The organism is Streptococcus parasanguinis (assembly GCF_023109675.1).
GTDB classification, from domain to species: domain Bacteria; phylum Bacillota; class Bacilli; order Lactobacillales; family Streptococcaceae; genus Streptococcus; species Streptococcus parasanguinis_I.
The window spans coordinates 1-13,912 of sequence record NZ_JALDUR010000023.1 but is presented as its reverse complement, the minus strand read 5'-3'; the positions used below and the strand labels follow the sequence as shown (position 1 = coordinate 13,912).

Sequence of the window (13,912 nt, the reverse complement as noted above, 5' to 3'; positions counted from 1 at the left end):
TATATCAATTTTTTAGTTTTCTTTCTAAGAAATATCTATTTTTCGAAAATTAAAATACGGGTGATAATTCTGCCTGACGTATTATAAAGATCAATTTTGTATTTAAAGGAATCAATAATAGTTGACAACTCTAAGAAAAACGCTTACAATATTACTATGTTGCGACTTCTATTTTTGGCAACCTAAAGTTGCCCAGAAGGAGGAGATACCATGAAAATGGATAACAAAACAACCCTTGCCCTTATTGAGCTAGCAGCAGAAGTCCTTTTAGCACTAAAAGAAATTGTTATCAAGTATATTGAAATCAATAATAAAAGGCTAGAAGGTTAGCATACAGTTTTACTGTATGCTTTTTGTTTAAAATTTATAGATAAGAATTGAGAGAAAATGATTTTAGATAAATACAAAGCCATTATAAATAAGCATACCAATGATTTTAAAGAACTATTCAAGCGTAAAGTTTTTGAGGGTAATTTTAAAAGATTTGTAAATGATAGGCCTGGATATCGTTCAGATTTTCCTATATTAAATATTGCTTCGGATAATTTTTATATTTATCAAAAATATGAAAGAACACTTCAATCAGATATTCGAAACTATTTAATAAATCCCATTTTAGAGGAATTATTGAATGAGAGAGGTTATGAAATTGAGAGTAAGCTAGAAAAAATGAGAAATTGTGTAGATTTCAGAAATTCTGATATAGAGGATTATAATCTTTTTCCGTTTCCATTTATTATTGAGAAGGAAAATAGTAGAATTGGTGTTCGATATACTGAATTATATGATTACGATGATGTTGTTAGAGAGTTAATAAAAGATTATCAAATTGACAAAGTTGTAATTTTACATTTTTCAAAGGATATGAATATTGCATCAAACTCATATTCCAAAATAATAGATATATCTCATTATTCAATTAAAAATTTTTTAGATGAGTTCATCAATGAAAATATATATCAATACTTTTTAACAACTTTAACAAAAGCGATAGACGATATGCAAGAGTTAATCGGTTTTGATGTGATTCCTAGATTAAGTATGTCTAATCTAACTAAAGTTAGACTCGATTTAAGAGAGAATTTACAAAATGTCAATTTAAAAGCACTAAGTTATAATTCCCAAAAAAAATTTAACAATCTAGAAAAGTGTGATTTAGATATAATTAACTCAAATTTAGATAAGAGTAAAGCTGAAGTATTATTAGGAAAATCAGATTTCGCTATCTCTTATCTAACTTCTGAGTATTTGTACAAAGTGTTAGTTGATAATTGTAACTTTGATTATACTTCCGTTGTAGCAGGATATCTAAAAACAATTGAACAGTTCCTTTATCAAATTTTATTATCTCATTTAGATATTGATAAAAGAAAACAATGGATCAAAAGAGGGAAAAAGTATATTTATAGGGGTAAAAAAAAGATATATGCTAATAAAGAAGACATAAGAGAGAATCCAAATAATAGTGGTAATTATCAAATTTTAGTTACTAGTTATAATCTTAAATTCATGGATATTAGTTTAGGCTCGCTAATTTGGTATATAACCGATAATGAAGATTGTTTGGAAATAAGTGAGCAGGGAAGAAATTTGTTAAACAGACTCTTGCTAGATTACAAAGATTCTGTTCGCAACGGGTATTTTCATAAACACACTCTAGAAGATATCGAAGAAGTGAAGCGTATTAGAGATAACACTTTATATCTTCTTTACTTTTTAATTGGAAGTTTAAAAGATTTTGATATTACTAAATTTGGTTTTTTAGATTTTTCTTATACTCAATTCTATATATCTATTTTTAAATATCCAAAGTATCTTCCTTTATTAATCCAGGAAACACCAACTAGTCAACCGCAGTTGATGAGAATGGTTTATAATCAAGAGCCCGAAATTTATAATGAGTATGGGCAAATCCAGCAAGATATCTATTTTGCCAAAATAGATAATGCTAAAATTTTGTATGAATCGGTTGATGATGTTCCCAAGAATGATCTAGTGATTTTTAATACTAATAATGTTCCTTTTCGTGTGGAATACAATAGTAGTATAATAGATTCTACCCCTTTAAATATAATTGAAATTTATAAAAAGAGTAATTAGTTTAAGAAACATATTGTATCGTTCATACAGCTATGTATTGAATTAGCTGAAATTTTATTAATTCTATTACGTTTTTCTTTTTTAAGAAAATATTTGAATTCTAAAAATTCCATTCTGACTCAGAAATTAAAACAAAAAAGCTACTCTTCTAACTGTAATTCATTACAGTTAGAAGAGTAGCTTTTTATTTTTTTGATGATATTTAGAACTCAAATTTTCCATTATCTATTTTTTTTTATTAAATCCATTGAGAACAAATGGGATCAGCGCACTAATTATAGTACCTGCAATCATAGCAGACGTTGAGGATACAATTAATTTAGAAGCTTGAGAGATTTCATCAAAATCTAGATTTTCTTCTTCGGATTTAGACAATACTTCTAATAGCATGCAAGCACGCTCGGCTCGATCAGAGTCAGTTGATTTTAGTTGTTCAATTTCAAAATCAACTACTGTTCGTATTGCAATATAATGTAGTTTGGTAAGTTTGCTATTTTTTGTCTCTAGATTACTAATGGTTTGTTTAGTGACACCAATAAGATTACCTAAATCTGCACTTGTCCAATTTAAGATCTCTCTGATAGACTTTAAATTGTCTTGCAGTATTTGTCTTGTTTTCTCATTTGAGGGATATTTTTCTTTTTTCATTTCACGACACCTACAATTCTGTATTTACATTATAACAGAAATTTTAACCATAAAAAAGCATTGTTTGTGTCAAGATTGTAATTTAGATAAAAATACTTGACAAAATAAAAATAGTGGACTATAATATCGGTATTCTTAAGAAAGTGAGGAATAAAGTTATGATTAGCTTATTAAAAATAAAGTGAGTCATATTTTTGTTCTAGATTCTGTGTCAGAAATATGACCATAAGATTTTTGACGTAGTGTATACCCTGCCGTGCCATTATAGGAGGAAAGCCATAATGGATTTACAAGTAATACTTAATATTGTGTTGGTTTTTGGAATGATCTATTTAGTTGTTAGAAGATATATTATTGCATCAAAATTTGCAGACTATATGATTAAGAATGGCGGGGAAGAAATAGAATTTATAAAGGAAAATAAACTGAGTTTCTCTGAATGTGTGAAATTGCTTAATAAAAAATATAAAATTGGGTTAGTTAATGCTTTTTCTGTCGTGAATTGTATAAGAGAAATGTAAGATAATCTTTTAATTTCGTTAAAATAATTAGCTGAAGTAACAGTATTTACTATGAATCGGCTGATACTGATAATGTAGAGCTTTCATATGATTGCTTATTAAAAATAGGAGTTAATATTATGTCAAAATTATACGAGTGTAGAGAGTGTGGCGACCTGTTTACAAAAAATGAAATTGATTGGGAAGGTAGCGATGAGAGGAATGAAGTGTATTACTGTCACGACTGTTCAAGATTTCTAGAGCAATGTGGTATTGATGCAATGGATCCTGATGGTTTTGGGTATGACGAATATGGAAATTGGGATTCCGAACGGTTAGGTTTATAGATAAAACATTCCTTAATATACTCCTGGAATAAAGTTTAAAGATATATTTGATGTAATTAATTTGTTGTTTATAGATGTTTTTGAAAAGTATTTTGCAAAGAATTAAATCAAATTACGATTGATAGGAGGATTATAACCAAATTGAAATTTCCCTCAAACAATGTAGCTTAAACAAATTTTTTGAAATAAAAAGACCTTAGAAAGCTATCAGACATTGATATCAAGCTGTTTTGAAATCACCTAAAACAAAACCTTGTCTAACCAGGTCTTAAGAAAGCTCGTAAGGCGTCACAATTTAGTAAACGTTAATTCGAAAGAATTACTATACTTACAGAGAGCACCTTTCGGGGTGTTCTTTTTGATTTTTAGAACATCAATACTATAACAAAAGTAATAGTTCAGTACGGCATGATGGTGCTCTTATGGGAAATTATTAAATTTGAGATGTTTCAGAAATCTGAGAAGAATTTTATGCCTTTAGAAGATCTTGAACAAACTACTATAGGGCATGCTACTATAATAAATTGATTAAAATAAGACTAAAAGGATGTAATACTGTACGGAACTAAATCCTTGGATAAATTATTTTGGAGCCAATACACGACGAGAACTTCGCAATTTGAACAATGAAAAGATAAAACATTTCTAGTTCCCTACTTCTGAGGTGGTTCCTATGAAATTGCCACCTATATAAACCGAGACGGTTTATTTATGGGATCTCTCTATTTCTTATCTATACTCGTTTAGAAGTTCCCTTGAATAAGTCTTCTCAATTTCGATTCTTTAGCCTTTTTCAGAGAATAGATGCGACTTTTAACAATAAGTTATGAATTTATCTAAGCAGAAATCATTGACGGGTTGATTCTATTGACATTCTAAATGTTCATACCTAGCATAATTTAAGGATATCCTGAATTGTAAAGGTTTTTACTAGGCGGTTGCCATGTTGAAATTAAATTTAAATGGTTTAACATCTGTGATAGCAGAAAAATGACCTTGGGATATTTGATTTAAGGAAAAGCTATACTTTAGTAATGGGGCATTAAGCTAATAGTTCTAGTCCGATGATTCTTTACTTTCTCTTTAGAAGCTTCCCCATCCTATTTATTTTATATACTGTTCAATAACATGAGTTAATTCTTGTTTTATATTTTTTTACTCTATATAATCCAAGAACTTTACAAATCTGTGAGGGGCCTTTTTAGATTAATAGTATCTACTGGATTCCTCAAATGGTCTTATATTTTTAATATTAGGTCTGATTGCTTTCAGTAAGTGGGCATCCACAATCATAGTTTTAGCATATGATACTTCTCCTTTAAAGTAAGACCTGTATTTATTTAGAAGTGCTTTGGCGATTTATTAGAAAGATTAATGATAATATAATCCTTCTTTGCTTTTAAAGTGATTGATTTATCACATATTATTTATTTGATTCATATTTCAGAGGAGAGATAATGAATAATAGGTAAAGGCGGTTGGTAAAGTTAAGATGGTACATATTTCATTGTAAGACGATTTTAGTTATTTTTATATAAGCTGAATACCTTGTATTAATCCACGTGGAAGCTAGTCTAGTAATTTATGCAAATTACTAGACTATAATCAGTAATTATCGTATAATGGGAATGGTATTTTGCTATATTTCTATACTGACTAAGGGTAGTGATATCCTTGCTAAAGATTAAAAATAGCTTTTGAACAAAATCTATATCGTAATTGCATCATTTTTACATAAATTATGTAGATATTGTATCAATAAATCTTACGATTGAAAGGGGTGTTGCTTATTAAGGGAGATAATACACTGTTCAATTCATTTTAATTATTTAGAAAGGAAAAATCATAAGATTAAAAAAATTGTGGTTCTATATTTTAATGCCACTTCTAGTTCTGTTTGGCTCGATAGCTCTATCGAATCCAGTACAGGCGCAAGATTTGACAGATAAGGTCACATTATCAAATGTTGAAATACGAAATTCAGGTACTGGTGTAGCTGACGAAACATTTTGGCATTCTAAGGGACAAAAAGAGGTACGGGCTCTCTATTATGGGGAGTATAGCTTTTCTAATCTATCTGCAGGAGAAATAAAGAATGGTGATTATTTCACCGTAAAAGCTCCAGATGGTCTAGATTTAGTTGACGCGACATTTGAATTAAAGGATAGTGTAAGCGGAGAGGTACTGGGGCAAGTTATAGCAGATAGTGCTACGAAGACAATAACCTTTACATTTAATGAAAAGGTTGAAGGTAAGCAAAATATTAGAGGGACATTTAATGCTACTTCAATGCTGAAAACAACTGGAGAAGTGAATAAAGTCACGTATCGTTTACCTGGAGATAAAGAACAAACAATAACCTTTAAACCATTTGGCAGTGATAGCCAAGATGTGCCAGTTGAAGGCGAAATTGGTTATAAGGGTGGATGGACAAATTCTGATACGGATCACCTAGCCTGGTGGATGCGAATCAATCGTGCTGGCGAAGATTTAACTGGCAAAGTCGTCAAGATAAATGATAGCATTGACACCAGTAAGGGGTCTCTAGCAACTTATCTTGTGGATAGTTTTAAATTCTTTGAGGTGGAATATAAGACAAATAATACAAGTAGCGCAGATGTTGTTTCCTATGGTCACGAATATAAAGTTACAACGGATCCGACAGTTTATCAAGCAAATCCAAATGATACTGCACTATTAACCTTAAAAAACGGTGGTACTTCATTTGAACTTTTATTGCCGACCAATACAGGGACCAAAACTTTACGTTTAGAGTATAGTACGACTACTCCTGCAGATGGAACGGAAGTTGTTAACAGTGCAGGGATAACTTATGATGGTGTCCCTCAGAAAAGTTGGAAATCCTGGGATGGGAAAGACACTGGTAGCATAACTATGAAATCAGGTGTCAAATCCGTTAAAGGAGCAGGTGCAACTGTTACAGCGGATCTTGCTGGTAAAATCAAAATCACCAAGTATGATGAGGCAGATGCTACTGTGAAGTTAAGTGGTGTTGTCTTTGAAATTCTTAAGAAGAGTGATAGAACGAAAGTTGCTGAAATTACGACAGATGAACATGGCGTTGCCCTTTCTCCAGTTCTCTCAGAAGGTCAATACATTGTAAAAGAAAAAGCACCCAAGTCAGGTTATGTTGCAAATAGTCAAGAGTTTGAAGTAGAGATGAAAAAAGAGGGAGTTCCTTTAAATATCTCTAACAAACGTGAGACAGTTGACTTTGAAGCTACTAAGACTTGGGCAGGTGGGAAATCTACAGATTATAATAAAGTTAAGCTCGGCTTGTATGTCCATAAAGAAGGACAGACTATTGAGGACTCTAAACCTGTTTCTGGTAATTATGACCCTGAAGTGACAGAGTCCAATGGTGTTTATACTTACAAGTGGAAAAACCAACTTCCTAAATATGATGTTGATGGAACAAAATTAATCTACTCTGTTCGCGAGCTTCAAGATACTACTGAACTTCCTTTGAAAGAAGGAGAGAAAGTCGCATCTAATGATCATAACTACGTCGTCTCTTACAATGCAGACAAGACACAAGTAACCAATACTTATGAGGTTCCAAAAACAAAAGTAACTGCTAATAAAGTCTGGACTGGTGGAAGGGATAGTGTTCGCCCAAGTCTCTTCTTTAAATTGTATCGTACTCTAGAGGGCGGTACTGCAGAAGCAGTTACAGATGCTGACCAAAAAGAAGTACCTAAGACAGACGGTGCTGTAGAATGGTCAGATCTTCCTGCGACCGATCAAAATGGTGTGACATATACCTACAGTGTTAAAGAGGTTGATAAAGACGGAAATCCAGTTACTACAGTTGATGGCTATACCTCAGAACAAACAGCAGAATTGACTGTTACCAATAAGTAAACAGTAAAACCAACTTCAGCTTCTCTTGAAGTGACTAAGAAGTTGACTGGTCGTGAGTTGAAAGCTGATGAATTTGAGTTCACTTTGACAGACCAAGACGGTAATGTGAAAGAAACCGTGAAGAATGACAAAGACGGAAACGTTAAGTTCTCAGAATTGGAATTCGACAAAGCAGGCACTTATACTTATAAGATTGCTGAAAAAGCGGGTACTGCTACAGGTATCCAGTACGATACTAAAACCATCACAGCTACAGTAACTGTAGTGGACAATGGTAAAGGTGTCCTTGAAGCAACCGTTGCTTACGACGGTGAAAAAGTATTCGAGAATACTTACACACCAGCCGGAGCCACAAGCGTAACTCTTGGAGCTAAGAAAGTTCTTGAAGGTAAAGATCTTGAAGCAGGTAAATACAGCTTCGAATTGAAGAAAGAAGACGGTAGCGTTGTCGAAACAGTGAAAAACGCTGCTGACGGAACTGTGACCTTCTCACCAATCTCATATGATGAGAGCCAAGTGGGAACTCACAAGTACACTATTTCTGAAGTTGCTGGATCTGAAGCAGGAATCACTTACGATAAGACAGTTCAAGAAGTTGAAGTAACGGTTGAAAAAGTAAGTGCAACTGAATTGAAAGCAACTGCTTCAAAAGAAGCAAAAGATCTAGTCTTCACTAACAAATACACACCAGCAGGGGCTACAAGTGTAATTCTTGGAGCTAAGAAAGTTCTTGAAGGTAAGAACCTTGAAGCAGGCAAATACAGCTTCGAATTGAAGAAAGAAGACGGTAGCGTTGTCGAAACAGTGAAAAATGCTGCTGACGGAACTGTGACCTTCTCACCAATCTCATATGATGAGAGCCAAGTGGGAACTCACAAGTATACCATCTCAGAAGTTGTTGGATCTGAAGCAGGAATCACTTACGATAAGACAGTTCAAGAAGTTGAAGTAACGGTTGAAAAAGTAAGCGTAACTGAATTGAAAGCAACAGCTTCAAAAGAAGCAAAAGACCTTGTATTTACAAACAAATACACACCAGCCAAAACTCAAGTTTCTGTGAAGAAAGCATGGGATGATAAGGATAACCAAGATGGTAAACGCCCATCTTCTGTCACAGTTAAATTGCTTGCAGACGGTCAGGATACTGATAAAACACTTGAACTCAATGCCGCAAACGGTTGGACTGGAAGTTTCACAGACCTTGATGCTGATAAAGGTGGCACACCTATCCAGTACACAGTAGTAGAAGTAACTGTTCCTGGTTACACTTCTAAGGTTACTGGTGACGCTGCATCAGGATTCACTATCACAAATAGCTATTCTCCAGAAACAGTTAATGTAAAAGCAACTAAGAACTGGGATGACGCAAACAACCAAGATGGCAAACGTCCAACTAAGATTACAATCAATCTTTTAGCAGACGGTCAGAAAGTCGCATCGAAAGAAGTTCAAGAAGCCGCAGACGGAACTTGGACTGTCGAATTCACGAAATTAGCAAAATATAAAGCTGGTAAAGAAATCAAATACACTGTAACAGAAGAAGCCGTAGCAGAATACGAATCAACTATTACAGACTTTACCATCACAAACAAATATGAACCAAAAGAAATCGACTACAAGGTAACAAAAGTATGGAACGACGCGAACAACCAAGACGGCAAACGTCCTGAGTCCGTAACGGTTCAACTTTATAAAAAAGTAGGAGATGCAGATCCAGTAGCTGTTGAAGGTAAGAAATTAACCTTGACAGCTTCGGGTGACAAAGCCGTGGTGATCGGGGACGGAGCCGTGGGCCAATGTGCTGTGATTGCTGCTAAGATGCGGGGAGCATCGCAAATTGTCCTTATGAGTCGTCACGAAGATCGTCAAAAAATAGCTTTGGAGTCAGGTGCGACAGCAGTTGTTGCTGAACGTGGGGAAGAAGTCATTGCCAAGGTCCGTGAAATCCGTGGTGGAGGAGCGGATGCAGCTCTTGAATGTGTAGGAACCGCAGCTGCTGTCGATCAAGCACTTGAGGTGCTTCACAATGGAGGACGTTTAGGTTTTGTCGGCGTTCCTCATTACAATAATCGTGCCCTTGGTTCAACCTTTGCCCAAATATCTCAGTTGCAGGTGGAGCTGCCTCTGTTACCACCTACGACAAACAGCTATTACTCAAGGCTGTATTGGATGGAGATATCAATCCAGGACGAATCTTCACCCAGAGCTATAGTTTGGACGAGATTGATCAAGCATACAAAGACATGGATGAGCGTAAGACCATTAAGGCTATGATTGTGATTGACTAACGAGAAAAATTCTAGTAGATGATTTCTGCTAGCATTTTTTTAATACAATTCCCAAAATTGTCTGGAGAATTTCTTAGTTTGGTTCATATTAAAACGGATAAAGTGAACTGTCATTGCTAAGGTCATCAAGGTTGAGATGGTGGTGATAATGGTTAGTTGGACTGAGAAAAGAAGGGAGAGCACCAATCCAATTTCATCTGACATTTCTTTCAAAGAATGTTAAAATAAAGATAGGATATTGCAATCGTTTATATTAACATGGTAATGTTCTACAGATTTTCAGAAAATGGTTTTTACCAGTTGCTAGTCTTTCGTTTGTTTGCTTTAGATTATAGGAGGTAGAGCTATGAAAAAGAAAATCAATCGTTGTTTACTTTCGTTTCTCATACTATTTTTAGCCTTGTTTTTAACTGGATTCAGAAAAATGAAGACTAGTGATTACAACAAGGTCAGAGGGATTATTGTCGAAAACAGTAATAAAGTAGGTCTTCATAGTAAGGTTACTATTACTAAATTGTATTGGACAGCCTTAGAAATACCAACTTACCACGTAACTTATACCTATTCTGAGAAAACTTACCTTGACCAGAAAGTAGTATTAGAGAAAAATACGGCTATTCATGAAAAAGGGTCAAGTGACTCTTATGGAAATGTTCCAGAATATAAAGAATCGTTTTTGAAGCAAAAATCTGTCCAAAAAGTTGAGAAGAAAACTGAAAAACAATTGAAGAAACAAAAACTTGGTCTTCCTATTAGTTCATTTAGTTTTCTATCTAACTTCAATCATGCATGATGAAAAGGAGAAAAATCTGGATACCTTAGCCTCAGACAATCTTAAAGAAGGTAAGAAGGATTTTGCAGGTTACTTATCAAATTCCATACCAATGAGATTTTGGCTTCTCTTGGCGCTAGTAATGATATGGGTTTACAGATTATTTTTAGCTAACAAATAGAAAAGAGATTAGATGAGAATTGCAGATTATAGCGTGACCAAGGTAGTGCTGTGGCGTCACGGCTTTACCTTTAAAAGTCCTTTGGGCGGAATTTCCTGACTGATACCAATATCTTTCAAAAGATCGTGGATACGGCTGAGATTGATGACCAGGTCAATGTCATTGAATCGGGCCAGATATTGGTGCCTTGACCGAGTTCTTGACTGAGCGTGCAGCTGAAGTGATGGCTTTTGAGATTGACTACCGTTTGGTACCGATTTTGGCAGATACCTTGCGTGATTTTGACAACGTAATCGTAGTAAACGAGGACATTATTAAGGTTGACTTGGCAGCTGAGATGGGCGTGACTCGGATGAACATTGTTGGTTTTGACAAGAAGATTGAACGGGCCCTAGAATTGGCAGATGAATATGAGCAACTCTACGCAACTATTGACTGGCATCCGACTGAAGCAGGGACGTACACAGACGAGGTCGAAGCATACTTGCTTGAAAAGTTAAAACATCCCAAGGTTTGTTGCCTTGGGGGAGATTAGATTGGATTATCACTGGATGACAGCATCTAAGGAAGTTCAGGAGCAGGTTTTTCGCTGTCAGATTCAGCTGTCTAAGGACTTGGATTTGCCTTTTGTGGTTCATACTCGGGATGCGTTGGAAGATACTTATAAGATTATCAAGAGTGAGGGCGTCGGTCCTCGTAGTGGCATCATGCGTTTATTTTCGGGTTCTCTTGAGTGGGCTGAGAAGTTTGTCGAGCTTGGTATGACCATTTTCTTCTCAGGAGTGGTGACCTTTAAGAAAGCGACGGATATCCAAGAAGCTGCCAGAGAACTTCCTTTGGACAAGATTTTGGTAGAAACAGATGCACCTTACTTGGCACCTGTTCCCAAACGTGGTCGTGAAAACAAGATAACCTATACCCGCTATGTCGTGGACTTTATCGCTGACTTGCGTGGGATGACTGTTGAAGAAATAGCGCAAGCTACCTATGATAATGCAAAGAATTTGTTTGGTCTGAGAGACGTAGTTGAATAGGAGTGAAAGATTGTCTGATATACAAAATAATGATAGAAATTATTTTAGAGGTATTCCCGAATTAGAGGTACGATTTCAGAAATTATGTCAAAAAATTAAAGAGAGACAACCACTTATTTATTCTTTAAAAGGGAAAAATGGAGAATTCTTATTTTTCGAATCAGGTACCGTAACTGGCAGTGTTCGCTTGTTGGTTTTTCCAGAAGAAATCGTTCTCTTAACTTTGCCAGGTTATGATTGAAATGGAGTACGATAGTGATAAATAGAATAAAAATTTCCCAAGTCATCGTAGCCGAAGGACGGGATGATACGACCAATCTTAAACGTTACTTTGATGTGGAGACCTATGAAACACGATGGTCAGCAATCAATGATCAGGATATAGAGCGGATCCAACGCCTGCATGAACTGCATGGAGTCATTGTCTTTACAGATCCTGACTTTAACGATGAGCGCATTCGTCGCATGATTATAACGGTCATTCCGACAGTTCAGCATGTCTTTCTTAAACGAGATGAAGCCAAGACTAAGGGCCGTTCTCTGGGAATCGAACATGCTAGCTATGAGGACCTGAAAACAGCACTGGCACAGGTGACAGAGCAATTTAAAAACGAGAACGAGTTTGATATTAGTCGTAGTGACTTGATTCGTCTTGGTTTCCTAGCGGGAGCAGACAGTCGTAAGCGTCGGGAGTATCTGGGCGAACAGCTCTGCATCGGCTATTCCAACGGCAAGCAGTTGCTCAAGCGTTTAGAGTTGTTTGGAGTGACCTTGGCAGAAGTGGAAGAAGCGATGACTAAGTATTCAATCTAAAGGAGTAAGAAATGAAAAAAGTAATTATTACGGGCGGCAATAGTGGTATTGGATATCAGGCTGCTAAACAGTTAGCTGAAAAGGGATGGTCGGTGACTCTCTTTTGTAGACGGGAAGAAGTTGCCGAGCAAGCTTGTGAGGAAATTCGTCAACAGACAGGAAATCGACATGTAGATTATATCTTGGTTGATCTATCTGATATGAAGAGTGTCAGGAAAGCAGTAGAACAGTATATTCAAAAAGAAGACGTTCTAGACGTTCTAATTAACAATGCAGCTGACTTTGATTTGTCAGTCAAAAAGCCCATCCTGACTAAGGATGGTTTAGAAAGGCAATTTGCGACCAATGTTGTCGCCCCTTTCTTGCTTTCTATCCTGTTGAAAGGTTTGTTGGAAAAATCGGAGAGTGGTCGGATTATTAATATTTCTTCTCAAGGGCTGGTACTCTATCCTTTCATGCGGCTTGATTTTGAAAATTTATCTGGTCAAAAAAGTTACAGTCCTGCCAAGACCTATTATCAAAATAAATTGGCCTTGTTGATGCTGTCGCTTTATATGCGGAAATGGTGGAAAGGTATTAAAATTCAGGCAATCCGTGTGACCAATGTCAAAGTTGATATGCACCGCTATGATCACCTCAGTGCTTTTATGAAAAATCTTTATAAAATTAAGTCAAAATTTTCGATTAGTCCTGAAGAAATGGCTAAAGTTTACACAGCCTTATCTACAGAAGATGGATATGACGGTTTTTTGTATGACGAGAAATGCAGGGAAGTAAAAGCAAATAGAACTGCTTACGAAGAAGAGGGGCAAACAAAACTCTATTCCTTACTTGAACAACTGACATTTTCAAGAGACAATCTATAAAGAATTAGAAAAATAAATTTTATGCTTACTTCAATCTATCTACATCTGTTTAGAGAGCTCTGAAAAGTGATAACAATAACCAGATGACCCGAAAATATAAGGGAATGTGTTACAATAGAGGTAGTAGCTATAGAGCGTAAATGATTTTCTTAAAAGACAATGAATGAAAATTAGAACAATATGCATTGACTTTTTGGCAACAAGAGGCGATTGAAATAGTTGAATCTGTTTGGAGTGACTTGGACGGAAGTTAAAGCCTTCATAAAAATTGTGAAAGGAAATGAAATGGCAAATAGAAGCTATATTTATTTGATAAATTGCAAGAATAAGTGCAACATTTACTTGAACTCATCCTCTAGATCTTCATAAGCCATTCTGTAAGCTAAACATTTTCGTGGTCTGTGATTGATATCATATAAAGCCTTGTTTAAAGCCTCATAAGAAATAGTGGCTAAATCTGTTTTCTTTGGGAAATATT

At 35.3% G+C, this 13,912-nt stretch carries 10 protein-coding genes and 4 pseudogenes; 11 read left to right on the top strand and 3 right to left on the bottom strand.

Annotated elements, in window-relative coordinates; all coding sequences use genetic code 11:
• Positions 1-387 precede the first annotated feature (387 nt).
• Positions 388-2,100: a hypothetical protein gene (locus M1G14_RS10600; RefSeq protein WP_247926588.1), complete on the top strand. Its 1,713-nt coding sequence runs from the start codon at positions 388-390 to the stop codon at positions 2,098-2,100.
• A 225-nt stretch (positions 2,101-2,325) separates the two neighbouring features.
• Here the strand turns inward: M1G14_RS10600 and M1G14_RS10960 are convergent, their stop codons facing one another.
• Positions 2,326-2,748: a helix-turn-helix transcriptional regulator gene (locus M1G14_RS10960; protein WP_345773033.1), complete on the bottom strand. Its 423-nt coding sequence runs from the start codon at positions 2,746-2,748 to the stop codon at positions 2,326-2,328.
• Positions 2,749-3,029: 281 nt separating this feature from the next.
• On the opposite strand from M1G14_RS10960, the gene M1G14_RS10590 reads away from it, so the two are divergent.
• From M1G14_RS10590 to M1G14_RS10575, 5 genes and pseudogenes are all read left to right on the top strand, one after another.
• Positions 3,030-3,269: a hypothetical protein gene (locus M1G14_RS10590; RefSeq protein ID WP_247926587.1), complete on the top strand. Its 240-nt coding sequence runs from the start codon at positions 3,030-3,032 to the stop codon at positions 3,267-3,269.
• 119 nt (positions 3,270-3,388) lie between these two features.
• Positions 3,389-3,595 (top strand): hypothetical protein, encoded by a 207-nt coding sequence (locus tag M1G14_RS10585; protein ID WP_247926586.1) that lies wholly within the window; start codon positions 3,389-3,391, stop codon positions 3,593-3,595.
• A gap of 1,878 nt (positions 3,596-5,473) precedes the next feature.
• The gene (locus tag M1G14_RS11010; RefSeq protein ID WP_004563876.1) at positions 5,474-7,480 is read left to right on the top strand and encodes an Ig-like domain-containing protein; all 2,007 of its coding nucleotides are present in this window, start codon (positions 5,474-5,476) and stop codon (positions 7,478-7,480) included.
• Positions 7,481-7,504: 24 nt separating this feature from the next.
• Positions 7,505-9,232 (top strand): annotated as a pseudogene (locus tag M1G14_RS11005) (Cna B-type domain-containing protein); the annotation flags it as partial.
• Positions 9,233-9,768: pseudogene (locus M1G14_RS10575) on the top strand (zinc-binding dehydrogenase); the annotation flags it as partial.
• Positions 9,769-9,807: 39 nt separating this feature from the next.
• Here M1G14_RS10575 and M1G14_RS10570 read toward each other — a convergent pair.
• The gene (locus M1G14_RS10570; RefSeq protein ID WP_243461307.1) at positions 9,808-9,972 is read right to left on the bottom strand and encodes a hypothetical protein; all 165 of its coding nucleotides are present in this window, start codon (positions 9,970-9,972) and stop codon (positions 9,808-9,810) included.
• A 142-nt stretch (positions 9,973-10,114) separates the two neighbouring features.
• Between M1G14_RS10570 and M1G14_RS10565 the strand changes: the two genes are divergently transcribed.
• The 5 genes and pseudogenes from M1G14_RS10565 (at position 10,115) to M1G14_RS10545 (ending at position 13,434) form a co-directional block, all read left to right on the top strand.
• Positions 10,115-10,561 (top strand): hypothetical protein, encoded by a 447-nt coding sequence (locus tag M1G14_RS10565; RefSeq protein ID WP_053090793.1) that lies wholly within the window; start codon positions 10,115-10,117, stop codon positions 10,559-10,561.
• Between the two features lie 172 nt (positions 10,562-10,733).
• A pseudogene (locus tag M1G14_RS10560) lies at positions 10,734-11,752 on the top strand (TatD family hydrolase); the annotation flags it as partial.
• A 13-nt stretch (positions 11,753-11,765) separates the two neighbouring features.
• Positions 11,766-11,996, top strand: coding sequence for a hypothetical protein (locus M1G14_RS10555; RefSeq protein WP_161800639.1), 231 nt, complete (start codon positions 11,766-11,768; stop codon positions 11,994-11,996).
• A 14-nt stretch (positions 11,997-12,010) separates the two neighbouring features.
• Positions 12,011-12,568 (top strand): ribonuclease M5, encoded by a 558-nt coding sequence (gene rnmV / locus M1G14_RS10550; protein ID WP_247926585.1) that lies wholly within the window; start codon positions 12,011-12,013, stop codon positions 12,566-12,568.
• Positions 12,569-12,579: 11 nt separating this feature from the next.
• A complete protein-coding gene (locus M1G14_RS10545) occupies positions 12,580-13,434 on the top strand; it encodes an SDR family NAD(P)-dependent oxidoreductase (RefSeq protein WP_049485656.1) in 855 nt (284 codons plus the stop codon).
• 338 nt (positions 13,435-13,772) lie between these two features.
• Here M1G14_RS10545 and M1G14_RS10540 read toward each other — a convergent pair.
• Positions 13,773-13,912 (bottom strand): annotated as a pseudogene (locus M1G14_RS10540) (IS30 family transposase); the annotation flags it as partial.